Here is a 24,473-nt window from a genome sequence, read left to right on the forward strand (position 1 = left end):
ATGCCTTTCCCGCTGAATTTGTGTGGGTTTATTTGTCAGATATTAATAAAAGTTGAGCTTAATGACGTTAAAAATGCATGAATTAGAAAAAGCATGTGAAGAGTTTATGCTGTCGACACCATGTGCAGATACCGCCCATGATTTGTCTCATATCAAGCGTGTAGTTAAAGTCGCAAAGTCGCTTTGCGAAGCTGAGGGGGCGGATCCTGCTGTGGTGATCCCTGCTGCTTGGTTACATGATTGTGTTGCCGTAGCAAAAAATCATCCAGATAGACCGCTGGCGTCGAAATTAGCTGCAGATAAGGCGGTTGCCTTCCTAACAGAGTTGAAGTACGACACGGATAAACTCGAGGCTATTCATCACGCCATTGTTGCACACAGCTTTAGCGCCGGTGTCACACCCACGACATTAGAAGCCAAAATTGTCCAAGATGCAGACAGAATGGATGCGTTAGGGGCGATAGGTGTTAGCCGCTGTATGAAAGTAGGTGGGGCGATAGCGCGTAATCTTTACAATGTAGAAGACCCTTTTTGTGAGCACAGAAAAGCTGACGATACCAAATATACCTTAGATCACTTCTTCATTAAGCTGCTGCATATTAAAGATAACATGCATACCACCGCAGCCCGTGAGCAGGCACAAACCCGCACCCAATATATGCTGGATTTTTTAGAACAACTGAAATCAGAAATCGCGGATTAAAAAATGACGAGATGAGTATCATCTCGTCATTTGCTTTACAAAAACCACCACAAATAGCGCTAATGAAAAGCTGCCAGTAAAAGCCTCTACTGCTGCGATCAGTCGGGAGATCCCCACAGGAGTAATATCCCCGTAACCCAAGGTTGTGAAGGTAACAACACTAAAGTAAAAGCTGTTCAGCAGTGCCATGACGTTTTCAGATACACTGTTGTCTAAGTCCAGTTGCATTATCTGGTCTTGAAACGAAACACCAAATAGAAAATAGCAAAATGCACAGGTAATTATCATACCTAAACTGAAGCGAATGACATTTTCCGGCTTTTCTCCATACCCACATAATAAGTCGACAAAGCTGGAAATAAGGTGACGTTTTGAAAAGCGTGGATACTGTGCATGTCGCATGCGCAGCTCTTTATATGTAAAGCGCCCAACCATTTCAAATAGTCCTTGGTTTTCTGCGCCCTTACGTAGTAAACGATAGATCTCTTCGGATTGTAGAAACAAGTCTTCCGCGTCTTCTTTGGCTCGGTTTCTACGAGCTTCAAAAGCTTGCTGCTCTTGTAGTAATTGCTCGCCGAGTTCCATATTATCGATACGGGTGTTTTCAAGCTTTATGCCGAGCAAATTGGTGCTTTCTAAATTACAGCAGTGCAGACTTGCTTCTCTCAAATCGGCCTTCATTAGCGACGCATGCTTAATGGTATTATTAAACAGGTGCGCCCCTTTCAAATTGGCACGATAAAAGTTGCTATAAGATAGATCATAGCCATGATGATTTTCAAAGTTAACAAGATTGAGCCCCTCTAAATTGGCTCGCTTCAACTCTAAGCCTTGCAACAAACCGCCGCGCTTGGCGTAGCGTTCAAGCTTTTGGCTTAGCTCCAAGCCACCTTTATCGAATTTATTGTCATGCCAAAAGCAGTAACCTGAGCCCATATCGATTTCACTGCATTTTTTTCCCTCAGGTGACACATATTGGCAAATGGGTTTATCAGCCATAGCTTGCCTAAATCAAAATGCCTTTTTCATTAAGCGTAGCAGCAAAAATAATAAATACGGTGATTTAACGAAAAAATCTTTCTAATTTATAGAGTGTTAGAAACCACACTATTGATGAATGTATTGTCATTGTTGATCAAATTCATCATCTTACATGGCGTTTGCAGTGACTCTGATAAGTTGCTCATATTATAATGCATGCTTTAGTGACTAAGAATTTGTTACCTTGCAATATCAATTGAAGAAAAGCCGAAAGCGTAAGAGCGTTGCGATAAAAATAAAAGCTGGCCAAGTATTTGTGTATGCACCAGAGCAAGTTTGCGAGCACTGGTTACATAATTGGGTGGAAAGCAAATCCGATTGGATAAAATCAAAGCTTGCTCTAAAAGTCATACCTGAGAGCCCTCGGCCACTGGAAACAGGAATTGTGCAAGTATTCGGCGAGACCTTTATCATTCAAAGGGGCGAAAGCACGACCTCTGTAATTGATTTTGATAACAAAAGGGTGTTACTTAAGGCTGTCAAAAATGAATGGCGTGAATTAGTTGCGCTGTTAAGCGAAACGCTAAATGACTATGTAGATATGGTTATTGCGCGCTATCAACCTGATATTCAAGCTCGCTTTGATACACTAAAAATACGCGTTTATAAAAGCCGCTGGGGCAGTTTTTCATCTAAAGGCGTGCTTGCGTTTAATACGCTTTTGATTGGTGCGCCTAAGTGGGTAATTGATTATGTGGTAGTGCACGAACTTTGCCATTTTCATGTCATGGCACACAATAGCGCATTTTGGCATTTGGTAACAAAGTACTATGGCCACGACCATAAAATGGCTCGGCGTTATTTACGTGACCACGGTCGTGACTTGATGATTGAGCATTAGCATAGTGTCCTGTTTATGCCTATTATTTCTCGGGTCTCGCTTTTGCTGCGCGTTTTAACAGCTTCTGAAATGTCGGACATTCAAAGTGGCTTGGCGCAGGACATTTGGCAGCGTGATAGAGGCCATCTCGCATTGCAGTTAAATGCTTAATGGTTTCATTTAATTCATCCCCTTTGGATTGTAACTTCGCCCTATCAATATCCGCTTTACCCTCGGGGGTAAACATGTCCGCTATTTCATCTAACGAAAAGCCTGCGTTTCTGCCTAGTGTAATAAGCGCTAGACGTTCAAGTATCGAAGGGGGGAAAACACGTTTGAGCCCTTGTCGACCAATCGATCGGATCAGTCCTTTTTCTTCATAATATCTAAGCGTGGATGCGGGTAAACCAGACTTCTTTGCTACTTCACTGATATCCATTCTTGCCCTTGACTTAAAGTTAACTTGAACTAGTAGGATAGCGGCTATCAGTAAAAAAGAGGAGTAAAAATTGTGGAAAACCTATATATGATGTTAATGCCAGCAGTTGTGATTGGCGTAGGTGCAACGCTTGTTATGGATTTGTGGGCATTTATGCTCAGTCGCGTGTTTGCCATAAAGGGCTTAGATTATGCATTGGTTGGTAGGTGGATTGGACACTTGTGTCAAGGTCAGCTTACGCATCAAGGTATCGGGCGTAGTAAACCAATATTTGGTGAACGTGTCATTGGCTGGGGCGTGCATTATCTCATTGGGATTGTATTCGCCTTGGTGTTACTACTGAGCGTGGGCAAGCCTTGGTTGACTGAGCCTAGCCTTTTCATTGCGTTAGTTTTTGGCTTAATAACGTGTGTTTTTCCATTTTTTATTATGCAACCCTGTTTTGGTGCAGGGGTAGCAGCATCTAAATTACCAGAGCCGAATAAGGCAAGGGTAAAAAGTATGGCAGCACATTTGATTTTTGGCTTTGGATTGTTTTTAAGCTCGTTTATATATGTAAGCTTATTGTGAGAGCAAGCAATAGAAGGTGGTGGAGGGAGCTGGATTCGAACCAGCGAAGGCTGAGCCGTCAGATTTACAGTCTGATCCCTTTGGCCGCTCGGGAACCCCTCCATCATTTGGAGCGTTTACTTTAAAAGTGGTGGAGGGAGCTGGATTCGAACCAGCGAAGGCTGAGCCGTCAGATTTACAGTCTGATCCCTTTGGCCGCTCGGGAACCCCTCCATACATTTTAAAGCGTTACAATTTGAAAGTGGTGGAGGGAGCTGGATTCGAACCAGCGAAGGCTGAGCCGTCAGATTTACAGTCTGATCCCTTTGGCCGCTCGGGAACCCCTCCGAAATTGTAACTGTTGTTTATGGTGGAGGGAGCTGGATTCGAACCAGCGAAGGCTGAGCCGTCAGATTTACAGTCTGATCCCTTTGGCCGCTCGGGAACCCCTCCTAAACAACGGCGGTGATAATAACAAAGTTTTTTTCGAAGTAAAGAAAACTACTAAAGTTTTTCGGAAAAAGGCCGATAAATTCATAATTAGCAAAATAATCGGTTGGAATACATGCAAATTGATGGCGTTTTAATCAGTGAGTCGCAATTAGGATCCGCATTGAACATTAGTGTTCATGAGACGCGCTCTGCCGATTTTGCCATGCTGTTATCTATGCTATCAACCGATGCATTAGATTTTAGCCAATTTCACCTACCAAAATCTGAAGCTGCCGCAAAAGATAACTCAGAAGAAACACTAAAAAAGCAATTTGAAATAGGTCCACAAAAGCCGCTTGCGCCAAAAGAGTACAATATGCTTATTGGTCAGCATAACGCGCAGCTGGTATCTATGGGGGCGATGGCAACCTTGCGATTGCAAGAAAATTTAAATCCAGAACCTTTTGCCGCACGAAATGATAAAAAGCATATTCCACTCGAAGTCGTAGAAAATTTGGAACCAGCGGTTAAAAGACGTTTGGCGAGCGCGCAAGGTAAACAGGCCTTAGTTGCTGATAAGGCAATGGATGCGGCTGGTTTTTATGATCAAATTGCAACGGGTGATATGCAGAGTATGTTACGCGCGACGGCGTAACAACATTAGCTGCTTTTACTCCTTCAAAATTGAGCAAATTTAAGACAAACGGGTATTAAAACTTGTCATTTCACAGCTGTTTGCTTCGTTACTAGACTGACATAAAACGCCATGCTTATCGTGCCTCATGTTTAATACCAATTGAATTAATTCTCTAATCAATTTGAAGGGTGAAATAGCATATTAGCTTCGTTAAAAATTTCTCATTTAGAACAACTAAATAGCAAAATGTTTGCCTTGCTACTAAAGCTATTTCCCCGCTTCAAAATAGATCATTTACTTAATACAACTGGTATAAGCTAAACGGCCTTTAATCATCCTTAGCTTGCTTCAAGCTTTTTTATTGCTTTGTATCTAATCTCTAATTCAGGTTATTTTTGGTACCGTGGCACTTTTTGTACTTTTTGTCACTGCCGCACGGACAGAGGTCATTTCTGCCTACTTTGGTTGTAGGTGTATCGTACAATTCACCATCTAAGTAATACCATCTGCCTGCTTCGGTAATAAAATTTGACCGCTCATGGAGTATATAGTGTGTGTTTTCTGCGATATAGTGCGCCTTAAACTCAACGATCCCCTGAGTAGCTTCTACTACTTCTTCTAGCACTTCCAATTTTATAAAGTGTGCATAATTAGCAAATGCAGCAATATCGTCGATATTGTTTTGTGATTGTTTAGCCTGGGCGTAGGTGTCATGAATATACTTTGCATCTTTTAAGCAGTATGCAGTATAGCGAGAGCGCATGAGTATTTGTGGACGCTCTGCGAATTTTTGTCCCTTAAGGTACGGCTCACAACATTGCGAATAGGGAAGGGATGAATTGCAATAACAAGACATAAAAACTTCAGTTTTAACAAATTTATATCCTGTTATTGTAGCTTGTTAAGCGCTTTGAAAACAGTGGATCGCAACGTCAGATACCGGCAGTTCCATTTTGTTGATAGTTTGCACTGATGCAATATCAGTCCAAATCACCACCGCAGCGAAATTACCATTGCTGATAGCACTTTTAAGTACATACTCAAGGTCGTATATGTGCTTTTGCCTAATGACGAGCAACTTGCTTGCATCAACTGAAGCACTTTCTAGCAGTGACTTGTTTGGTACATTATCGGGCGCAACGAGTAGCGTCCAGCCTTGTTTATGCTGACATTTATGTAAAACTTTAAGTAACTCTAAGCTAGCGACGATCTCATCTTCAACGATTACATTATTGATTTCGTTAAGTGTGTAATAAGTCGAATTATTTGGCTGTAGAAGTGTATTGCTGTGTAACATAATTGTCTCACTGGTTATCTATACAGTATTTGTATACAGTAGTTTATACAGTGTGTGAATGCAAGGAAAATTGCTAGCTTTTTAATCAATATTCAAGCTTAATTTTTATTTAGTTTAAATTTTTAATATAAAACAAATGGTTGTGGTTTTTTGAAATGAGAGCTTAATTGACGAAAGTTCAGTATGAGTAAAGCATTAGGAAGTTTTCTCAGCTGCTATACAGTAGTTTTCCTACTGTACTATTGTGATCGTTGCAGAGGGTAAGCGTACGTTTACTGAAGAGAGGCTTGGCTACGCCTAGCCTATATTTTGGTGAGTAAAATTTAATTTATTGGCTAATATGCTGTAGTTGATGGATTTGCTCGTAAAGTGTTGCAGCATAGCACTGTGCATCTCTAAAGCGCTTAGTTGTAAGGAAGCGGCGTACATCTAGTAGTACCTGTTCGGCGCCTTTGTGCCCTTGGCTGCTGGCCAAACTTAACCAAGCGGCTGCATGAAAAGGACTGGGTGGCACTCCTTGACCTTTCATAAACAACAAACCTAAAAAGAACTGTGCCTTCAAATCACCAGACATCGCCGCCAGTCTTAGCCATTTTGCCGCAAGCGGAAAAGACTTTTCTTTTAGGTAATAGAGACCTTTTTTCAAAGCTTGGGTATTGTCATGAAGATCTGGGAATTTTGCGTCTGCTTTTAATGGCGACGTTACAAATTCAAGCACATTCAGCAGCTGCTGTTCTAAGTCATGGTTTGCTGAGTTGTCGGTGCTATTTTGATCCATATCTTTATTCGCAATAATGTTGATAAGCAGAGTGTAGCTGAATTTTAACTATTTTGTCCGAGTTTTAAAGTGATTCGTGTTAAAATCCAACCACTTGTTCCTCAAATTTGTAATTTTAGTTATGCTTGAGCGGTTATTTTCACTGCAAGCTATGCACACCAATGTAAGAACAGAGGTGATTGCTGGCTTGACGACATTCGTTACTATGGTTTACATCGTTTTTGTAAACCCTGCAATGCTAGCAGAAGCTGGTATGGATCACGGCGCTGCTTTTGTAGCAACTTGTATCGCAGCCGCAATCGGCTGTTTTATTATGGGGCTATGGGCAAACTATCCGTTAGCGCTTGCGCCTGGAATGGGCTTAAACGCCTTTTTTACCTATGGTGTTGTGCTTGGCATGGGTTATACATGGCAAAGTGCATTAGGCGCGGTATTTATGTCGGGCTGTTTATTTCTATTTTTGAGCGTATTCAAAGTTCGCGAGTGGGTGATCCAAGCTATACCTATCGTGCTAAAGCGTGCGATCGCGGCAGGTATTGGCGCATTCTTAGCGTTAATCGCGCTAAAGAACGCGAAAATTGTTATCGCAAGCGATGCTACATTAGTACAACTTGGTGATATCACTTCTCCCGGCCCGCTATTAGCTATTGCGAGCTTTTTTGTGATTGCGGCGCTTATGTACCGTGAAGTCAAAAGTGGCGTGCTTATCAGCATTTTAATGGTAACGGGTATTGCGTGGGGGCTTGGGCTTGTAGATTATCATGGGGTTGTTGATATGCCCCCAAGCATCGCGCCGACCTATATGCAGTTGGATTTGAGCGGAATTTTTGAGCTTTCCATGCTTAGCGTGGTATTTGCATTTTTATTTGTCGATTTATTTGATACCAGCGGCACATTGGTTGCGGTGACGCAAAAGGCTGGATTATCTGACGAACATGGTCGCATGCCAAGGTTGGGTAGGGCACTGTCAGCTGACAGCACTGCGACGATTGCTGGCTCAGTGCTCGGTACCTCAACGACGACTTCATACATCGAATCAGTGTCAGGTGTATCCGTTGGTGGCCGAACAGGGTTGACAGCCGTGGTCGTGGGGATCTGCTTCTTACTCATGATATTCTTTGCGCCACTGGCACAGATGGTTCCTGCATATGCGACGGCAGGCGCGATATTGTATGTGTCGGTATTAATGCTACAAAACCTAAAGTTGATTAATTGGGATGAGATGAGCGATGCTATTCCGGTCAGTGTTGTGTTATTGATGACACCGCTCACGTTTTCAATCGCGCATGGTATTGCTTTGGGTTTTATTTCTTATACGGCAGTTAAGTTGGCGTGTAATAAGGCAAATGAAATCAGTATCAGCGTTTGGGTACTGACAGTACTCTTTATCGTTAAGTTTGCTTTTGGTTAAGCAAGTGGGTTTACTTCATTTGTAATAAAAAAGGCTGGGTGACCAGCCTTTTACGTAAATGATGGTGTTACCATTTCTTCTTCGGTGCAAACAATACGTCCAAGTCGTCTTGTTCTTGCTCTGCTTTCTTTTTCACCGCTGATGCGTTGGACGCTCTAAGTTCACTGCTGATCTCTTCTAAATAACCTTCCAGCTGTGCTTTTTTCTCTTTTACATAGTCATCATTGTATGAGACGGCGCAAATTGTAGCGTAAGCTTTTTCAAAGTATTGTCTTGCCGAACCGACCATATTTGCAGTCCTTGCTGAAAGCCCTCGTTTTATCTGGCTTTCAACATTGATTTTAAGCTGAAATCGCTCCAGCCTACGGTCTTCATTAACGAACAATTGAGTGTCTACTTTACCTTTACTATGCTCAGAGCGCAGTAGTTGGCGTAATTTCTTTATGCCTTGAACTAATGCGATAATTTGCTTGTCATTGTCAGGAAGTGCTATCGAGTCTGAGTCAGCTGTTTTTTCAGGCTGAGTATTTAAGCGCTCTTGCGACTCGTGTAAGCGACTTTTTAATTCTTTCGAAGTAGGAGACAACTCCACCATTGCGGCTAAAGCGTCATGCACGCGGCGCTGAATGATACGGATCATGACTTCAGACATCGGAATATTGCTGCCGTTCATGATGACGTCTTCCGCTTCTTCTATTACGCGTTTTTGCTTAGCAAGTTCTTTACGTCTCTCCGCTTCTTGTTTCTCTTTATGTTGCTGGATCGCGCTTACCCAAACTGCTATGACGATAAGTGCAACAATCAACATTATTATAATAGAAACAAACATACTGAAATCTCTTTCATGTAACCACCAGTGTAATTTTTTAATCTTACATGAATTCGTACTATTCTGAACAGGTTTACGACAATAACCTGTAAAAAAGATAAAGAATTCATTATTTTTTAGTATAGTCGATGCCTAAATGAGCGGTTAGTTTTAGTGAAAGATAGTCGCCAGATTTAGCACGTGAGTTTGCAAAAGCGTGTCAAAATATTCGCTATTTGGCCAAATGACTGTCGGAGCGTCAGTGAAAATGCTGATATTTAGTACCTCTTGGCTACCTCATTTTTACCAAATGTGCTAGCCTACATAAGGTCGTAACAGGCGGTTTTTATCGCTTTGCACTAAACTAGCTAACAAAAAAGCGGTTTTGCTATGGGCTGATGCTCAACATCAAGAGATCATAAGAATAAAAGCAATATGAAATTACAACAATTGAGATATATCGTCGAAGTGTTGAATCACAACCTTAATGTGTCAGCGACGGCGGAAAGTTTATATACCTCTCAACCCGGTATTTCAAAGCAAGTGCGCATGCTTGAAGACGAGTTGGGGGTACAAATTTTTGGCCGTAGCGGTAAGCATTTAACGCATGTTACGGGCGCGGGTAATGAAATTATTAATATTGCTCGTGAGATCCTCTCTAAAGTGGAAGGGATCAAAGCGGTTGCAAATGAACATACCTTACCAGATCAAGGTAAACTGAACATCGCAACGACGCATACACAAGCTCGTTACGCGTTACCTCCTGTGATCCAAGGGTTTATGAAAAAATACCCTGCAGTTTCTTTACATATGCATCAAGGTACGCCACAACAAATCTCTGATGCTGCCGCTCGAGGTGATGCTGACTTTGCTATCGCCACCGAGGCACTGCATTTGTACAGTGATCTGGTCATGCTACCTTGCTATCATTGGAATCGCAGTATTGTGGTCGCCAAAGACCATCCACTTGCACAAAAAGGCAGTGCACTTACGGTGCAAGACGTCGCTAAATATCCGTTGATCACTTATGTGTTTGGGTTTACTGGCCGCTCAGAACTGGATAAAGCATTTAATGCTCATGGTTTGGAGCCACACATCGTGTTTACTGCAACAGACGCCGATGTGATTAAAACCTACGTAAGATTAGGACTCGGCGTTGGCGTATTGGCGTCAATGGCACTTGATGAAAAGTCTGACAGCGACTTAGTTTGCATCGATGCGAGTCACCTATTTGAAGCAAGTACGACGAAAATTGGTTTCAGAAAAGGAAGCTTCCTAAGAGGCTACATGTACGATTTTATTGAGCGATTTGCACCGCATCTCACAAAAGATGTGGTAGAGCGTGCAAGCTTGCTACGAAATCAAGATGATATCGACAAGCTATTTGAAGGTATGACGCTTCCAGTAAAGTGAAGCACTTGAAAAGCATATGAAAAAGGCCTCAACAGAGGCCTTTTTCGATACTGTTATTCGTACGGGAGCGGATCTGTTGCGTGGTTTAACTCAAACGCTTCGAGACGCTCTTGGCAAGCACCACACTTACCACATGCTTTTTCGCGGCCGTTGTAACACGTCCAAGTGTCAGCGTAATCTAATCCCATTTTTAGACCGTCGGTCAGGATATCAATTTTTGAGTTGTTAAGGTAAGGACTGACAATTTCAACGGCGTCGTAGTTCGCAATGCGGCAAACATCATCCATCTTTTTAACGAACTCAGGGCGGCAATCGGGATAAATTGCATGATCGCCAGAGTGAGCACCGTAAAATACCTTATTTGCTTTTAGAGAGACAGCGTAACCTACCGCAAGAGAAAGCAAAATCATATTGCGATTAGGCACAATCGTGCTCTTCATGCTCTCTTCTTCATAGTGGCCTTCTGGCACGTCGATGTCATCTGTTAGGCTAGAGCCTGACAATAATTGATTGATAGCAGAGATATCAACGACCTTATGAGCAACGCCGAGTTTTGCACATACGTCAGCGGCAACTTGTAGCTCTTTTACATGTCGCTGGCCATAGTTAAAAGACAGTGCATAAACCTCATGGCCCTCGCGGACAGCCTTGTTTAGTACAGTGTAAGAGTCCATTCCGCCGGAATAGATTACGACAACTTTTTCGCTCATAGGTGATTTGCCTCGATTTTGATAGAGGTTTACTTCAGGGCGCGATATACTACACGGCCGCTGGAGAAATGACAATTTTCTCGCGGTATTTTTCGACAACTTTATCTTAAACACGGGGCCATTTTGTACAAGGTTAACGAAATATTTGAAACAATTCAGGGTGAAGCAAGCTTCACTGGTACGCCTTCAATCTTTTTACGTTTGCAGGGCTGTCCAGTTGGTTGTGCTTGGTGTGATACCAAACAAACCTGGGAAACCAACGACACTTTTATTGTTTCATTGGATAACACTGTAGAAAAAAAGGCTGACTCAGAGTGGTGGGCGAACGCGAGTGCTGACGAGATCTTGGCGATTTTCGAGGCGCGGGGCTACCAAGCCAAACATGTGGTGATCACCGGTGGTGAACCTTGTATGTTTGATCTTCGCCCATTATGCGAGTTATTGCATAGTAAAGGGTACAGCACACAGATCGAAACCAGTGGTACATTTGAGATCCTCGCGCCAGCTGAAACTTGGGTTACCGTGTCGCCAAAAATTAATATGCGTGGGGGTTACAAAGTACTTCCAAGTGCAATGGCTCGTGCCGATGAGATAAAGCACCCCGTCGCGATGCAAAAGCATATTGAGGAATTAGAGGCGTTATTTGTACAAACTGGAGTTGAACCGAAGTTAGTGTATCTTCAGCCAATCAGCCAAAAAGCCAAGGCCACTAAGCTTGCAATAGACAATTGCAAAGCGAAAAATTGGCGCTTATCAGTTCAAGTGCACAAGTATTTAGGGATTAACTAAAGCGATTTGCCTAAGCGTATTTTAGCTAAAAATGCGGTGTGTTTAAGCAGAGGTACTGAACAAACCGCGATGCTTAGGCGTTAAGTTCTATGTAGAGGTCAATAACACTCGTTACTGACCATTTCAATCATTCTTTGCGTTTCGCCACTGTTCTCAAATTGATAGAGATTGCGATTGATGTCTTTGAGCAATTCACGCCAATGTGGTTTTTGCTTGCTAAGCGCAAAGTAGAGGTGGTTATACTTTATAGGTGGCGTCACGTTTTCTATGTTTCTTAGTAATTCAATTTTCTCAGCTCTAGGTAAGTCTGAATAATTGACCGTAAAGCGCAGTACTTTTGGATCGCCTATTACTAAATTTACGCGTTTACCGACGAGTAACTTCACCAGCTGTAAATCATTTACGGCCTCTACTGTAACAAATTCACCATTATCCATCATAGCATCAAACTCTGGGGTATTCTGATAGCCCCTCACGACACCAATGAGCTCATTCTTAACCGAGTTTAGATTGCCATCAAAGCGGTCTTCTTCACCTCTTCGTTTCAAAAAGCCGATTTCACCACCAGGAAAGGCATTAGATAAAGCAAGTAGCTCTCTGCGGGTCTTATTCTTGTGATTGTCAGACGGTGCTGAATCCTCAATATAGTATTCAGGGAATAAAATATCGGCTTTTCCCGTTTCCGCGGCCCTTACGGCACGAGCCCAAGGCAAAAATTCAACATACACTTGATAATCTAAATCTGTAAGCAGCGCGACGGCAAACTGAAAGGCCCAGCCTTTATTGCAGAGGTTTGCACCGATATAAGGTGGCCAATCTAATGTCACAATATGAATGAAGGCATTTTTGCCTTTCTTATTGTATAGATAGCCCCCTTGATACTTTTCTCCAGCAACAAGGCGAAATTCTCCACCCTTAAAGTAGGCAACGTTTAAATTCTCCCCATAGATGAAACTACTAAACATGAGAAAAAACATGAGTAATAAGGTCTTTACAATCATCGAAGTCAAAAAAGCGTAGCGAATAGATAAAGTGTAGTGAAAGGAAGTGAAATTAAAAGGAATAATATAAAAAACAAAGGGGCAGTGATGCCCCTTGGTAATCTAGAATATGAAGCTCTACTCTTACTGCACTAATTCTTGTTCAGAGAATGTGTCTGCAAAGAGTGGGCTAGTTAGGTAACGCTCTGCAGCGCTTGGCAAAATAACCACGATGTTTTTATCAGCATTTTCAGGTTGCTCGGCAATACGCTTTGCGGCAACTAGGGCTGCGCCTGAAGAAATACCTACTAAAATACCTTCGTCTTTCATCAGCTGGTGTGCCATTGCAATTGCATCTTCATTCGACACCAACTCAACGCCATCAATAAGCTCAAGATCTAGGTTGCCCGGAATAAAGCCAGCACCAATCCCTTGAATTTTGTGTGGACCTGGTTTTACTTCGTCGCCCGCAAGGGTTTGCGTGATAACTGGTGAGTCAACTGGCTCAACAGCGATTGACTTAACATTTAGGCCTTTTTCATTTTTCAGATAGCGTGAAACACCGGTGATCGTGCCACCCGTACCAACGCCCGCAACGAAGTAATCGATATTACCTTCAAGTGCATCAAAAATTTCTGGACCCGTTGTTTCAAAGTGGATCTTCGGGTTTGCTGGGTTTTCAAACTGTTGCAGTAACACGTATTTTTCAGGGTTACTTGCTTGGATTTCATTTGCTTTTTCAATCGCGCCTTTCATGCCCTTAGCGCCTTCGGTTAGCACTAAATTTGCGCCAAGTGCTTTAAGTAGTTTACGACGCTCAAGGCTCATCGTATTTGGCATAGTAAGTGTCAATTTATAACCACGAGAAGCAGCAACGAAAGCCAGTGCAATACCCGTGTTACCTGAAGTTGCTTCAATAAGCTCTTTACCTTCGCTAAGAAGACCTGCTTTTTCAGCTTCCCAGATCATAGACGCACCAATACGGCATTTAACGCTGAAGCTTGGGTTACGCGCTTCCACTTTTGCGTAAACATTGCCGCCAGAAACGCGATTGATTTTAACCAGCGGTGTATTACCGATAGTTAGACTGTTGTCTGCATATACTTTAGTCATTTGTGTTCCCTAATCTAGGTTTGCTTGTATTCCATCACTTTACTGCGCATTTCGCAAAACGAAAGGAAAGATTGGCTATAAGATATATCAAATTTGCTTATAGCCAATAGTTATTTAAAGGTTGATATTTAAATCAACCAGGCATAACTGAACTTCATAAATACCGTCTTTTCGTCTTTAGTTATCTTTGACAAATCATCGTCTTGATAACCATGATCGGAATAGCCTGCAAAGAAAACGGTTTGTGGGTTTAGTTTATAGGAATAGAGCAGTTGGGTGCTGATGCTTTTATAAGTCGCATCAACATCATCGTTATAATTGCTCTGGTTTCTCGAAATATCTGTATTGATGATTGCCAATCTCAAATAGCTATTAATGTTGAATTGGTAAGTCAGGCGGATATCGCTCAGATTTGCGGTATAAACTTCCGCGCCATCTGCTTTCATTTTTTCGTATGTGTGGCGTAATCTAACTTCAAAATGTTTGCCAAAATTGACGTTAATAACCGGACGGGCGAAATACAAATCACCAACACGGTTGTTTGCAAGGTCAACGCGGTTTCCTTTACTTAAGTTCAAACCTGCGAAAACGCCGGCCATTGGCTTGAACTCCATATAGGTCCACTGTGAATTCTCGGTAAATAGATCGGTATTGCCGTCAATCGCTAAACGGGTTTCATCATGTCGCAGTCCTGTGCGTTTTCTATGTTCAACACCGAAATCAAGAAAGCTTTGCAACGGGCCGTCAACTGCAAAGTTGGTTTGCACTTCTTTTTCTAATAACTCGCCTTGCTCGTTGTGGGAAATATCCCAGTCGGCGTACCAACGTGCACGGTTCCACCAGTTGTTGTCATCGCCATACCAACGGTACTCACCGCCGAAAAGAAATTTATTAAAGTCGACCTGAGTGATAAAGCCCATATCGGTTCTAAGTGCTGCATCGCGAGCTTGATAGCTGGTAAATGCCTTCCAATGCTTGCGATTGTGCTCATAATTAACGTAATAGCCAGCACCACGGTCATCTTCGTCAATCACTCTGAGTACACTTTCGTTTAGGTCGCACTCCGCGAGCGTACTATCACATAACGCTTCAGCAAAAGCGCTATCATAGTCTGTATCTGAGCCAATTAACTGCACTTGCAGGGTATCGTTATCTGTTGGCTTGTATTTGGCGTCTATACTCGCAACTTGGTTGCGATAGTCGTCGCTTTGCCTGGTAGTCGATGTCACGCCTACTGACAAGGTTTTGTTTAGGTCATGACGATATCTCAGTGCCATGTTTTGGCTTTTTCTCTCTAATGAGACAACGCTCGAGCCCAGATTTCCGGGAACAACGACATTGAGTCTTTCATCGTTGGCAATAAATCCTGCAAAAGTGTGACCGTTTTTATTACCGGTAAGCTTGACGCCATAATCGGGAGCCGAAATGTTCCGAGTATGAATAAGGTTAAGGTGAGAAGAAAAGTAATCGGAATTATCTAAAAAGAACGCCCGTTTTTCAGGGAAAAATAGGCTAAAGCTATTGTTAACGCTCAATTGTCCCGTGTCAGCTTCAACTTGTGAGAAATCAGGGTTTAGCGTTGCGTTTAGCGTCGTGTCTGGTGTGATAGCCCACTTTACGTCTAAACCCGGCTCGACATTATTGTCGGCTTGCCATGGCTCTGCGATACCATCATCTATGTCGCGAGATTCTCGCCTATTGGTGACTAGTGTTGGAATAACGGCAAAGTTACTACCTTGCTTAGCCTTAGCAAATCCTTGATATTTCGGCATTTGACAGATCCAGCAAGAATTTGCATGTCTCAATTGCATGCTGGAGATACGCAACCTTTCATTTCTTGGATAAAAACGCAGAAACTCTAAAGCCATTGTTTTGCTTGCGAGGGAGTCGTTAAAATTTAATACACGAAGTGGGATTTCAACTTCAACAACATAACCATCTTTGTTTATCTTTCCGACGCTATCCCAGATCCCATTCCAAGAACCATTCTCACTTTTAGTAAGTTCGTTTTCAATTGAGTCTTGTTGTACACCTAGTGGATTGATGAAAAACTGGTAAGCGCTTTGGGCATTGTTAAATGAATCAATTTTAATGCCGACAAGATCATCTTCCCAGGCGCGGTCACGGTCACGATAAAATGCGCGGATCAACTCAGGATTAGGATCCTTTGCATCAAAAGCAATAAACAAAGATTGACCATTCTCATATACGTAGGCCTTAGTTTGTACTGGACTTGATTGGTTCTCGTATGGCCAAGTGATGTTGTTGATATCTATTTCTAATGCACGTTGCCAAATATCGGCTTCAAGTGCACCATCAATTTTTGCAGAACTGTCGATAAATGGGATTTTATTTGGGTCTAGTGCCCATGTTTGGCTAGATAGACTAAGCGCGACAAAAGAGTAGGTTACAGCTTTAAGCATGAATTTAATTATTTTACAGAGACTTTTTCCAGTATTAGATAATATGCAATGAGCTGAAACAATTTATTTTCGTCAAGTTGCAATTATTTACGTTAGGTGGCGAATATGTATACATAAAATGTACAAATCTATTTATCTCCATCGAATTAATAGCAAAGATGGTCAAAAACATGTTACAACAACGCCTTTGAAAATCTGCTAGGAAGTAACTATGTCTCTTATATTGAAGCTAGTGGCGGGTATCGTCGCTGGTATGTTGGCGGGTCTGTACTTGCCGGCTGTGTTAGTTGAGCTCTTATACACCTTCAAGGTGATCATAGGGCAACTTATCAGCTTTACTATTCCTCTGATAATCCTGCTTTTTATTGCTTCAGGTATAGCAGGTTTACCAAAGGGATCGGGCCACTTACTTGGTAAGACAGTCGGCTTTGCTTATGGGTCAACCATTATTGCTGGCACATTAGCATTTTTATTAGTTAATGCTTTCATCCCATTCTTTGACGGGGGCGTTGCTTATCAAGCTGTGGAAGAGTCTCATCTTAATAGCTTTATTAATATTGAGATCCCTCCGCTGATGGGAGTGATGACGGCACTTGCAACGGCATTTATCTTTGGTATTGGGATGAGCCAGTGCGGTTTAACTAAACTTAAAGGTGTCACTGACGAAGCGAGAGATGTGGTAGATGCACTGCTTGCGAAAGTTATTATTCCAGTATTACCGCTTTACATCGCAGGTGTTTTTGCTGAAATGGCAGTAGCTGGTACGGTATTCGACACCCTGAGTACGTTTGGCGTAGTATTGCTTGCCGCGATTATTATGCATTGGCTATGGCTAAGCACTTTGTTTGTGGTGAGCGGCCTGTTACTTGGTAGAAATCCACTGGAATTAATCAAAAATATGCTACCTGCGTATTTTACCGCTATTGGTACTATGTCGAGCGCGGCAACTATTCCTGTGTCTCTTCGTGCAAGTAAATCTAATAATGTTAACGAAGAGGTTGCCAATTTTACCGTACCACTTTGTGCCACCATCCATTTGTCAGGGTCGACTATTACCATAGTGACTTGTGCAATGGCTGTGATGCTGCTTTCTCCTGAGATGGTTGTCCCGTCATTGTCGGAAATGTTGCCATTCATCTTTATGCTTGGTGTCGTAATGATTGCGGCTCCTGGTGCGCCGGGTGGCGCGGTTATGTCTGCGCTTGGACTATTGACCAGTATGCTTGGTTTTAATGAGGGCGCAGTGGCATTGATGATTGCTTTATATTTAGCGCAAGACAGTTTTGGCACAGCATGTAATGTAACCGGTGATGGTGTGATTGCACTTTGGGTCGATAAATTTTCAAAGCAAAGCTGAGTCATATAAAAATAGATCTACTATAAGTCGCTATGGCTAAATGCTATAGCGACTGCCTTTAAAATCACAAAGCGGTGAAATTATAATCAAACTGCTTCTTTCATAAATTAACTATTTAGTTAATTCATATCAAAATTGTATTTTTCTCTCGTTTCTATCGTTATGCTTTTAAAAAATATGTGGTAATCTCAAACATCTGGAAGCGGGGCTGTTGGTTGCTTCGCTCCTTTTACCAATATATATGTAGAGGGTGTGCCATTGATTAATGTGCTTTTAGTTGATGATCATGAACTTGTCAGGACTGGCATAAAACGCATTTTAGATGATGTGCGTGGCTTTAAAGTGGTAGGAGAAGCCAAAACCGGTGAGGAAGCCGTAACCTTTTGTCGTCAAAGTGAGCCTGACATTGTGCTAATGGACATGAACATGCCTGGTATTGGTGGATTGGAAGCGACCAAAAAGATTTGCCGTTACTGTCCAGATGTAAAAGTTATTGTGCTTACCGTGCATTGTGAAGATCCTTTCCCAAGCAAGGTAATGCAAATTGGTGCGCATGGTTACCTAACAAAAGGTGCAGGCCCCGATGAAATGATCAATGCAATACGTGCGGTTAATGCTGGTCAGCGTTATATTGCGCCAGAAATTGCTCAGCAAATTGCCCTTGCGCAATTTAGTGGCCGCAATGACGAAAACCCTTTCCAATCGCTATCGGAAAGAGAATTGCAGATCATGCTCATGATCACTAAAGGTGAGAAAGCACAAAATATTGCAGATCGCTTGAACCTAAGCTCTAAGACGGTAAATAGTTATCGCTATCGCATGTTTGAAAAGCTCAATGTGAGCGGTGATGTGGAATTAACCCACTTGGCGATTCGCCATAAAATGATCGATATAGATAGCAGTCATTAAGTTCTTTTTAAATGACTGAATTTGATTACAAACCTTTCCTTAAGACATTAACAACAGAACCTGGTGTGTACCGCATGTACGATGTGGACGACCAGGTTATCTATGTTGGTAAAGCAAAAAACCTCAAAAAACGAGTTTCTAGTTACTTCCGTTCAAATATCACAGATAGTAAAACGCGAGTATTGGTCAGTAATATTGACCATATTGAAGTAACGCTAACGAATACCGAAACCGAAGCGCTGCTTTTAGAAAATAACTTAATTAAGAAATACCAACCACGATATAACATCCTCTTAAGAGATGATAAAAGTTATCCGTATATTTTCCTGAGCGCCCATCAACATCCAAGACTTGCATTTCATCGTGGTAGTAGAAAACAAAAAGGCGAATATTTTGGTCCTTTTCCTAGCAGTGCTGCGGTATCGGAAAGTCTAAGGTTAATGCAGAAGATCTTCCCGGTTAGGCAATGCGAAGATGCGTATTACCGCGCACGCAGCCGACCTTGTTTGCAGTATCAGTTAAAAAGATGTTCAGGACCATGCGTTGGCAAAGTAAGCGACGAAGAATACCAAGAACAAGTAGCCATGGTTCGACAGTTTTTGACGGGACGCTCTCAGGACGTCATCTCAGCACTGGTGGAACGAATGGAAACCGCCAGTATGTCTTTGGATTTTGAGAAAGCAGCAAAACACAGAGATCAAATTGCTTTATTAAGGCAAATGCAAGAACAGCAGTCCATTGCAGGGAACTTTGCAGAGCTTGATGTCATTGGTTATGAGCAGAAGAACGGTTTAGTGGCCATTCATGTACTGATGATAAGGGAACACAAGGTACTTGGGACGAAAACACATTTTCCAAAAGTACCAAAAGATTCTGGCGCAGATGAAGTGCTAACTTCTTTCATCGGGCAGTATTATATTTCAACGGGTAACCACTCTAGAATTGCTAAAGAAATTGTATTGCCATTCGAAATAGAAGAAGGAAGTGCATTAGAAGCTGCACTGACTCAAGTTTCGAAGCGCAAAGTTAATTTCAAATGTAACGTTCGTGGGGAACGAGCCCAATATCTTGCATTAGCAAATAAAAATGCGCAAAACAGTATTGAAGTTAAACAAAGTGCACAAGACTCAATCACCAAACGATATGCCAAACTAAAAGCAGTGCTAGGGCTGTCAGACATTCAAAGAATGGAGTGTTTTGATATCAGTCATACCATGGGAGAAAACACGGTCGCATCGTGCGTTGTATTCGATGGTCAAGGGCCAAACAATAGAGAGTATCGCAGATATAACGTCATTGGGATCACCCCTGGGGATGATTACGCAGCGATGGATTTTGCATTAAATAAGCGCTACGGCAAAATGTCGGATGAAGCGAAAGTACCCGATATTATTTTTATTGATGGTGGTAAGGGGCAGTTAGGTAGGGCGGAATCTTTCTTCGCTGATTGGCAACTCAATAAAATGCCGATACTGATAGGGGTTGCAAAAGGCACAAGCCGAAAGCCAGGATTAGAAACATTGCTAATAGATGGTGGTCGTAAAACGGTGAATGTCGAAAGTGATTCACCTGCATTACACCTTATCCAGCATATCCGCGACGAATCACATCGCTTTGCAATTGCAGGGCATCGTAATAAAAGACAAAAACAAAGAACGCAATCTGTGCTTGAAGAGATTGAAGGCGTAGGTCAGAAAAGACGTCAGGCACTACTTAAGTTTTTAGGAGGCATGCAGGGAGTTAAATCTGCAAATATACATCAATTAAAGCAAGTTCCTGGGATCAGCCCTGAAATGGCTGAAAAGATATTTAATCATTTGCATGACAAAGCTTAAGCAATCATGCGAACATAGAAAAAAAGACAATACCAAGTAGTTATGTGGAATATTCCAAATACGCTCACAACATTTAGATTGCTACTCATTCCCGTGTTTGCAGTCGTTTTTTATCTTCCTTATTCATGGGCGTTTTTTGCCGCCGCTTTTATTTTCTGGTTAGCTTCCGTTACCGATATCCTCGATGGCTATCTTGCGCGTAAGTTGGAACAGTCAACACCATTTGGTGCTTTTTTAGATCCTGTTGCCGACAAGGTGATGGTCAGTGTTGCTTTAGTGATACTTGCCACACATTATGATAATTATTTCATTACTATTTCTGCTGTTGTCATTATTAGTAGAGAAATAGTTATTTCTGCGCTGCGTGAATGGATGGCTGAACAAGGTAAAAGAGGTAGTGTTGCAGTATCTTGGCTGGGCAAATTCAAAACAGCTGCACAGATGTTAGCTATTATAGGTTTGATTTGGCAATTATCAGATTGGATGACAATGCTAAGTTACGCACTTTTAGCTATCGCGACATTGCTCACATTAGTTTCTATGATCCAGTATCTCTATGCTGCAAAAGGAGAATTGACTAATTCTTGACTTAAAATGATTATAAACCCAGCGGTTTAGATAAATTTTGAGCAAACGATTCAAAACATTCATTTTTTATGTTGACGCGTTCCAGAACTTCTGTAGAATGCGTCCGTGTTGAGAGGGCAGTATGTCATCTAAATGAAATTTAGATAGCATCACCTAGCAAGTTAAAGTTTAAAGAAGCTTAGTAAATAAGTAGATTTAAATAATGGAACGCGAGTATAGCTCAGCTGGTAGAGCGCGACCTTGCCAAGGTCGAGGTCACGAGTTCGAACCTCGTTACTCGCTCCAAATTTGCGGCGGAATGGCAGAGTGGCCATGCAGCGGATTGCAAATCCGTCTACCTCGGTTCGACTCCGGGTTCCGCCTCCATTTCTCAACATATCCACATGCGAAAGCAAGCCCGATGCCCGGGTGGTGGAATTGGTAGACACAAGGGATTTAAAATCCCTCGCTGGTAACAGCGTGCCGGTTCAAGTCCGGCCCCGGGCACCATTTATATCGGGATTTGTATGTAACAAATCTACATGGTTTTTATATACAAAACGGAACGCGAGTATAGCTCAGCTGGTAGAGCGCGACCTTGCCAAGGTCGAGGTCACGAGTTCGAACCTCGTTACTCGCTCCAATTTTTGCTTTCACACCCGATGCCCGGGTGGTGGAATTGGTAGACACAAGGGATTTAAAATCCCTCGCTGGTAACAGCGTGCCGGTTCAAGTCCGGCCCCGGGCACCATTTATTTTTCACATATCAAATTTACCAGTGTGAAAAATGGAATGCGAGTATAGCTCAGCTGGTAGAGCGCGACCTTGCCAAGGTCGAGGTCACGAGTTCGAACCTCGTTACTCGCTCCAATATTCTTCATGGCGGAATGGCAGAGTGGCCATGCAGCGGATTGCAAATCCGTCTACCTCGGTTCGACTCCGGGTTCCGCCTCCATATCGCATATTCTCCTTATTCTTAATATCTTTCTTATTTACCTTTTTTATTATACAAAAACGCCACTGTTACTGATTTATCCACATCTTTTTTACTTAGACATTGTTTCTTTAGATCCCAGAATCATTACTATAGCTACTAGCCAATAATAAGAAGGATCGAAAGTTAGTATTCAATACCTTTATAAACGCACCTATCTTCATATTTTCGATAAAAGGTATCATTTAGGTATCTAGTCCTGCTTATTGGATAGACTTACTGCTTCTTAGTAGCTTTGCATTTTCACTTCCACATAATTTACGTACACCTTCTCTACATAAAGCAGAATTGACCTGGCTTTGTTTCGATTTCTATATGTAAGTAGACAAGTTGATATGCTAACAGATGCTATATAACGCCATTTGTTTTAGTTGTTCCACTGTGATGCTTAAAGTTTATGTAGGCTCGCGTGACCTCAATTCGGTTTTCCTGAGCAAAAAACATACTGTTTTGACATGTTTCGTTTGTTTTTTGTTCGAACAAATCTTTTTTATAAGTTTTAATGAAAAAAGGGGTTGCACTAAAATCGGATCTCCCTATAATGCGCATCCACCGACACGGGGAGCAACGCTGAAAAGCAATAAGCCAACGAGTTGGTAGTCGAGTAAAACTTAAGTTCGAAACTTCTTATAAAGAAATTCAAAATTAAGTGTTGACAAAAAATCGGGAATGCTTAGAATGCACATCCCTCGAAACAACGAAATGTTTCGAAACGTTCTTTAAAAATATGAAGCAATCATCTGTGTGGGCACTCGTACAGATTGAGTTCTAACAGCAGATTCTAGTTCGCTAGATGACGCAAACAAATTTAGAGTCTCAATTGTAACTGAGTGACTATATAGTCAATTCGTTTTGATTTTTCTTTTTTGAAAAGTAGAAACAAACAATCAGAATTCATTGAGCATGAAACTTAGGTTTCAAAAAAACTTTTAATTGAAGAGTTTGATCATGGCTCAGATTGAACGCTGGCGGCAGGCCTAACACATGCAAGTCGAGCGGTAACATTTCTAGCTTGCTAGAAGATGACGAGCGGCGGACGGGTGAGTAATACTTGGGAACATGCCTTGAGGTGGGGGACAACCATTGGAAACGATGGCTAATACCGCATAATGTCTACGGACCAAAGGGGGCTTCGGCTCTCGCCTTTAGATTGGCCCAAGTGGGATTAGCTAGTTGGTGAGGTAAAGGCTCACCAAGGCGACGATCCCTAGCTGGTTTGAGAGGATGATCAGCCACACTGGAACTGAGACACGGTCCAGACTCCTACGGGAGGCAGCAGTGGGGAATATTGCACAATGGGCGCAAGCCTGATGCAGCCATGCCGCGTGTGTGAAGAAGGCCTTCGGGTTGTAAAGCACTTTCAGTCAGGAGGAAAGGTTAGTAGTTAATACCTGCTAGCTGTGACGTTACTGACAGAAGAAGCACCGGCTAACTCCGTGCCAGCAGCCGCGGTAATACGGAGGGTGCGAGCGTTAATCGGAATTACTGGGCGTAAAGCGTACGCAGGCGGTTTGTTAAGCGAGATGTGAAAGCCCCGGGCTTAACCTGGGAACTGCATTTCGAACTGGCAAACTAGAGTGTGATAGAGGGTGGTAGAATTTCAGGTGTAGCGGTGAAATGCGTAGAGATCTGAAGGAATACCGATGGCGAAGGCAGCCACCTGGGTCAACACTGACGCTCATGTACGAAAGCGTGGGGAGCAAACAGGATTAGATACCCTGGTAGTCCACGCCGTAAACGATGTCTACTAGGAGCTGGGGTCTTCGGACAACTTTTCCAAAGCTAACGCATTAAGTAGACCGCCTGGGGAGTACGGCCGCAAGGTTAAAACTCAAATGAATTGACGGGGGCCCGCACAAGCGGTGGAGCATGTGGTTTAATTCGATGCAACGCGAAGAACCTTACCTACACTTGACATACAGAGAACTTACCAGAGATGGTTTGGTGCCTTCGGGAGCTCTGATACAGGTGCTGCATGGCTGTCGTCAGCTCGTGTTGTGAGATGTTGGGTTAAGTCCCGCAACGAGCGCAACCCCTATCCTTAGTTGCCAGCGATTCGGTCGGGAACTCTAAGGAGACTGCCGGTGATAAACCGGAGGAAGGTGGGGACGACGTCAAGTCATCATGGCCCTTACGTGTAGGGCTACACACGTGCTACAATGGCAGGTACAGAGAGCAGCGAGCTAGCGATAGTGAGCGAATCCCTTAAAGCCTGTCGTAGTCCGGATTGGAGTCTGCAACTCGACTCCATGAAGTCGGAATCGCTAGTAATCGCAAATCAGAATGTTGCGGTGAATACGTTCCCGGGCCTTGTACACACCGCCCGTCACACCATGGGAGTGGGTTGCTCCAGAAGTGGATAGTCTAACCTTCGGGGGGACGTTCACCACGGAGTGATTCATGACTGGGGTGAAGTCGTAACAAGGTAGCCCTAGGGGAACCTGGGGCTGGATCACCTCCTTATACGA

21 protein-coding genes, 11 tRNA genes and 1 rRNA gene are annotated in these 24,473 nt (G+C 42.7%); 19 read left to right on the plus strand and 14 right to left on the minus strand.

What is annotated here, in order from left to right:
• The first annotated feature begins 61 nt into the window (after positions 1-61).
• Positions 62-703: an HD domain-containing protein gene (locus GSF04_RS11925; protein WP_211859628.1), complete on the plus strand. Its 642-nt coding sequence runs from the start codon at positions 62-64 to the stop codon at positions 701-703.
• Positions 704-721: 18 nt separating this feature from the next.
• Here GSF04_RS11925 and GSF04_RS11930 read toward each other — a convergent pair whose 3' ends face one another.
• Positions 722-1,702, minus strand: a complete 981-nt coding sequence (locus GSF04_RS11930; RefSeq protein ID WP_010606522.1) for an ion channel — start codon at positions 1,700-1,702, stop codon at positions 722-724.
• Positions 1,703-1,928: 226 nt separating this feature from the next.
• Here GSF04_RS11930 and GSF04_RS11935 point away from each other — a divergent pair, with 226 nt between their 5' ends.
• Positions 1,929-2,585 (plus strand): YgjP-like metallopeptidase domain-containing protein, encoded by a 657-nt coding sequence (locus GSF04_RS11935; RefSeq protein WP_211859629.1) that lies wholly within the window; start codon positions 1,929-1,931, stop codon positions 2,583-2,585.
• A gap of 22 nt (positions 2,586-2,607) precedes the next feature.
• Here the strand turns inward: GSF04_RS11935 and GSF04_RS11940 are convergent, their stop codons facing one another.
• Complete coding sequence (locus GSF04_RS11940; RefSeq protein WP_039492270.1) at positions 2,608-3,003, minus strand: helix-turn-helix domain-containing protein; 396 nt, start codon at positions 3,001-3,003, stop codon at positions 2,608-2,610.
• Positions 3,004-3,075: 72 nt separating this feature from the next.
• Between GSF04_RS11940 and GSF04_RS11945 the strand changes: the two genes are divergently transcribed.
• Positions 3,076-3,573, plus strand: a complete 498-nt coding sequence (locus GSF04_RS11945; RefSeq protein ID WP_249122478.1) for a DUF2938 domain-containing protein — start codon at positions 3,076-3,078, stop codon at positions 3,571-3,573.
• A gap of 17 nt (positions 3,574-3,590) precedes the next feature.
• On the opposite strand, the gene GSF04_RS11950 is transcribed toward GSF04_RS11945, so the two are convergent.
• The 4 genes from GSF04_RS11950 to GSF04_RS11965 all read right to left on the minus strand — a co-directional run bounded on the left by GSF04_RS11950 (position 3,591) and on the right by GSF04_RS11965 (position 4,005).
• Positions 3,591-3,675 (minus strand) — tRNA-Tyr (locus GSF04_RS11950).
• A 26-nt stretch (positions 3,676-3,701) separates the two neighbouring features.
• Positions 3,702-3,786: transfer RNA gene (locus tag GSF04_RS11955), tRNA-Tyr, on the minus strand.
• A 29-nt stretch (positions 3,787-3,815) separates the two neighbouring features.
• A tRNA-Tyr gene (locus GSF04_RS11960) sits at positions 3,816-3,900 on the minus strand.
• Positions 3,901-3,920: 20 nt separating this feature from the next.
• Positions 3,921-4,005, minus strand: a tRNA-Tyr gene (locus GSF04_RS11965).
• A gap of 112 nt (positions 4,006-4,117) precedes the next feature.
• On the opposite strand from GSF04_RS11965, the gene GSF04_RS11970 reads away from it, so the two are divergent.
• Complete coding sequence (locus tag GSF04_RS11970; protein WP_211859630.1) at positions 4,118-4,639, plus strand: VC2046/SO_2500 family protein; 522 nt, start codon at positions 4,118-4,120, stop codon at positions 4,637-4,639.
• Between the two features lie 361 nt (positions 4,640-5,000).
• On the opposite strand, the gene GSF04_RS11975 is transcribed toward GSF04_RS11970, so the two are convergent.
• The 3 genes from GSF04_RS11975 to GSF04_RS11985 all read right to left on the minus strand — a co-directional run bounded on the left by GSF04_RS11975 (position 5,001) and on the right by GSF04_RS11985 (position 6,696).
• Complete coding sequence (locus GSF04_RS11975) at positions 5,001-5,477, minus strand: YchJ family protein (RefSeq protein ID WP_211859631.1); 477 nt, start codon at positions 5,475-5,477, stop codon at positions 5,001-5,003.
• Between the two features lie 45 nt (positions 5,478-5,522).
• Positions 5,523-5,918: a SulA-like leucine-rich domain-containing protein gene (locus tag GSF04_RS11980; protein ID WP_010375559.1), complete on the minus strand. Its 396-nt coding sequence runs from the start codon at positions 5,916-5,918 to the stop codon at positions 5,523-5,525.
• 328 nt (positions 5,919-6,246) lie between these two features.
• A complete protein-coding gene (locus GSF04_RS11985; RefSeq protein WP_010375560.1) occupies positions 6,247-6,696 on the minus strand; it encodes an SEL1-like repeat protein in 450 nt (149 codons plus the stop codon).
• Positions 6,697-6,817: 121 nt separating this feature from the next.
• Here GSF04_RS11985 and GSF04_RS11990 point away from each other — a divergent pair, with 121 nt between their 5' ends.
• Positions 6,818-8,107: an NCS2 family permease gene (locus tag GSF04_RS11990; RefSeq protein WP_045987891.1), complete on the plus strand. Its 1,290-nt coding sequence runs from the start codon at positions 6,818-6,820 to the stop codon at positions 8,105-8,107.
• Positions 8,108-8,174: 67 nt separating this feature from the next.
• On the opposite strand, the gene GSF04_RS11995 is transcribed toward GSF04_RS11990, so the two are convergent.
• The gene (locus tag GSF04_RS11995; protein ID WP_010375563.1) at positions 8,175-8,936 is read right to left on the minus strand and encodes a hypothetical protein; all 762 of its coding nucleotides are present in this window, start codon (positions 8,934-8,936) and stop codon (positions 8,175-8,177) included.
• Between the two features lie 414 nt (positions 8,937-9,350).
• Between GSF04_RS11995 and cysB the strand changes: the two genes are divergently transcribed.
• Complete coding sequence (cysB, locus tag GSF04_RS12000; RefSeq protein WP_010375565.1) at positions 9,351-10,328, plus strand: HTH-type transcriptional regulator CysB; 978 nt, start codon at positions 9,351-9,353, stop codon at positions 10,326-10,328.
• 53 nt (positions 10,329-10,381) lie between these two features.
• On the opposite strand, the gene queC is transcribed toward cysB, so the two are convergent.
• Positions 10,382-11,038: a 7-cyano-7-deazaguanine synthase QueC gene (gene queC, locus GSF04_RS12005; RefSeq protein WP_010375567.1), complete on the minus strand. Its 657-nt coding sequence runs from the start codon at positions 11,036-11,038 to the stop codon at positions 10,382-10,384.
• Positions 11,039-11,161: 123 nt separating this feature from the next.
• Between queC and queE the strand changes: the two genes are divergently transcribed.
• Positions 11,162-11,827, plus strand: coding sequence for a 7-carboxy-7-deazaguanine synthase QueE (queE, locus tag GSF04_RS12010; RefSeq protein WP_211859632.1), 666 nt, complete (start codon positions 11,162-11,164; stop codon positions 11,825-11,827).
• A gap of 98 nt (positions 11,828-11,925) precedes the next feature.
• On the opposite strand, the gene GSF04_RS12015 is transcribed toward queE, so the two are convergent.
• From GSF04_RS12015 to GSF04_RS12025, 3 genes are all read right to left on the minus strand, one after another.
• The gene (locus tag GSF04_RS12015; protein WP_017218900.1) at positions 11,926-12,792 is read right to left on the minus strand and encodes a transporter substrate-binding domain-containing protein; all 867 of its coding nucleotides are present in this window, start codon (positions 12,790-12,792) and stop codon (positions 11,926-11,928) included.
• A 159-nt stretch (positions 12,793-12,951) separates the two neighbouring features.
• The gene (gene cysK / locus GSF04_RS12020; RefSeq protein ID WP_211859633.1) at positions 12,952-13,920 is read right to left on the minus strand and encodes a cysteine synthase A; all 969 of its coding nucleotides are present in this window, start codon (positions 13,918-13,920) and stop codon (positions 12,952-12,954) included.
• 128 nt (positions 13,921-14,048) lie between these two features.
• Positions 14,049-16,343: a carbohydrate binding family 9 domain-containing protein gene (locus GSF04_RS12025; RefSeq protein WP_211859634.1), complete on the minus strand. Its 2,295-nt coding sequence runs from the start codon at positions 16,341-16,343 to the stop codon at positions 14,049-14,051.
• Between the two features lie 211 nt (positions 16,344-16,554).
• On the opposite strand from GSF04_RS12025, the gene GSF04_RS12030 reads away from it, so the two are divergent.
• The 12 genes from GSF04_RS12030 (at position 16,555) to GSF04_RS12085 (ending at position 24,468) form a co-directional block, all read left to right on the plus strand.
• The gene (locus GSF04_RS12030; protein WP_211859635.1) at positions 16,555-17,700 is read left to right on the plus strand and encodes a dicarboxylate/amino acid:cation symporter; all 1,146 of its coding nucleotides are present in this window, start codon (positions 16,555-16,557) and stop codon (positions 17,698-17,700) included.
• A 258-nt stretch (positions 17,701-17,958) separates the two neighbouring features.
• A complete protein-coding gene (gene uvrY, locus GSF04_RS12035) occupies positions 17,959-18,609 on the plus strand; it encodes a UvrY/SirA/GacA family response regulator transcription factor (RefSeq protein ID WP_010606537.1) in 651 nt (216 codons plus the stop codon).
• Between the two features lie 11 nt (positions 18,610-18,620).
• On the plus strand, positions 18,621-20,444 hold the full coding sequence (uvrC, locus tag GSF04_RS12040; RefSeq protein ID WP_211859636.1) for an excinuclease ABC subunit UvrC: 1,824 nt from the start codon (positions 18,621-18,623) through the stop codon (positions 20,442-20,444).
• 42 nt (positions 20,445-20,486) lie between these two features.
• Positions 20,487-21,032 (plus strand): CDP-diacylglycerol--glycerol-3-phosphate 3-phosphatidyltransferase, encoded by a 546-nt coding sequence (gene pgsA / locus GSF04_RS12045; protein ID WP_010375584.1) that lies wholly within the window; start codon positions 20,487-20,489, stop codon positions 21,030-21,032.
• A 209-nt stretch (positions 21,033-21,241) separates the two neighbouring features.
• A tRNA-Gly gene (locus GSF04_RS12050) sits at positions 21,242-21,317 on the plus strand.
• 7 nt (positions 21,318-21,324) lie between these two features.
• Positions 21,325-21,398, plus strand: a tRNA-Cys gene (locus tag GSF04_RS12055).
• 36 nt (positions 21,399-21,434) lie between these two features.
• Positions 21,435-21,521, plus strand: a tRNA-Leu gene (locus tag GSF04_RS12060).
• A gap of 57 nt (positions 21,522-21,578) precedes the next feature.
• Positions 21,579-21,654: transfer RNA gene (locus GSF04_RS12065), tRNA-Gly, on the plus strand.
• 21 nt (positions 21,655-21,675) lie between these two features.
• A tRNA-Leu gene (locus GSF04_RS12070) sits at positions 21,676-21,762 on the plus strand.
• A 43-nt stretch (positions 21,763-21,805) separates the two neighbouring features.
• Positions 21,806-21,881, plus strand: a tRNA-Gly gene (locus tag GSF04_RS12075).
• A gap of 11 nt (positions 21,882-21,892) precedes the next feature.
• Positions 21,893-21,966 (plus strand) — tRNA-Cys (locus tag GSF04_RS12080).
• Positions 21,967-22,935: 969 nt separating this feature from the next.
• Positions 22,936-24,468 (plus strand): 16S ribosomal RNA (locus GSF04_RS12085).
• The last annotated feature ends 5 nt before the right edge of the window (positions 24,469-24,473 follow it).

This window comes from Pseudoalteromonas sp. A22 (assembly GCF_018141345.1).
Classification (GTDB): Bacteria; Pseudomonadota; Gammaproteobacteria; order Enterobacterales; family Alteromonadaceae; genus Pseudoalteromonas; species Pseudoalteromonas maricaloris.

Bases quoted from the DNA above. Each gene is read 5' to 3' on its own strand.
- GSF04_RS11980 (WP_010375559.1), bottom strand. From the start codon at position 5,918: ATGTTACACAGCAATACACTTCTACAGCCAAATAATTCGACTTATTAC.
- GSF04_RS11985 (WP_010375560.1), bottom strand. From the start codon at position 6,696: ATGGATCAAAATAGCACCGACAACTCAGCAAACCATGACTTAGAACAG.
- queC (WP_010375567.1), bottom strand. From the start codon at position 11,038: ATGAGCGAAAAAGTTGTCGTAATCTATTCCGGCGGAATGGACTCTTAC.
- GSF04_RS12025 (WP_211859634.1), bottom strand. From the start codon at position 16,343: ATGCTTAAAGCTGTAACCTACTCTTTTGTCGCGCTTAGTCTATCTAGC.
- GSF04_RS11930 (WP_010606522.1), bottom strand. From the start codon at position 1,702: ATGGCTGATAAACCCATTTGCCAATATGTGTCACCTGAGGGAAAAAAA.
- GSF04_RS11975 (WP_211859631.1), bottom strand. From the start codon at position 5,477: ATGTCTTGTTATTGCAATTCATCCCTTCCCTATTCGCAATGTTGTGAG.
- GSF04_RS11990 (WP_045987891.1), top strand. From the start codon at position 6,818: ATGCTTGAGCGGTTATTTTCACTGCAAGCTATGCACACCAATGTAAGA.
- GSF04_RS11970 (WP_211859630.1), top strand. From the start codon at position 4,118: ATGCAAATTGATGGCGTTTTAATCAGTGAGTCGCAATTAGGATCCGCA.
- cysK (WP_211859633.1), bottom strand. From the start codon at position 13,920: ATGACTAAAGTATATGCAGACAACAGTCTAACTATCGGTAATACACCG.
- GSF04_RS11940 (WP_039492270.1), bottom strand. From the start codon at position 3,003: ATGGATATCAGTGAAGTAGCAAAGAAGTCTGGTTTACCCGCATCCACG.
- GSF04_RS12030 (WP_211859635.1), top strand. From the start codon at position 16,555: ATGTCTCTTATATTGAAGCTAGTGGCGGGTATCGTCGCTGGTATGTTG.
- GSF04_RS11995 (WP_010375563.1), bottom strand. From the start codon at position 8,936: ATGTTTGTTTCTATTATAATAATGTTGATTGTTGCACTTATCGTCATA.
- pgsA (WP_010375584.1), top strand. From the start codon at position 20,487: ATGTGGAATATTCCAAATACGCTCACAACATTTAGATTGCTACTCATT.
- GSF04_RS11925 (WP_211859628.1), top strand. From the start codon at position 62: ATGACGTTAAAAATGCATGAATTAGAAAAAGCATGTGAAGAGTTTATG.
- cysB (WP_010375565.1), top strand. From the start codon at position 9,351: ATGAAATTACAACAATTGAGATATATCGTCGAAGTGTTGAATCACAAC.
- uvrC (WP_211859636.1), top strand. From the start codon at position 18,621: ATGACTGAATTTGATTACAAACCTTTCCTTAAGACATTAACAACAGAA.
- GSF04_RS12015 (WP_017218900.1), bottom strand. From the start codon at position 12,792: ATGTTTAGTAGTTTCATCTATGGGGAGAATTTAAACGTTGCCTACTTT.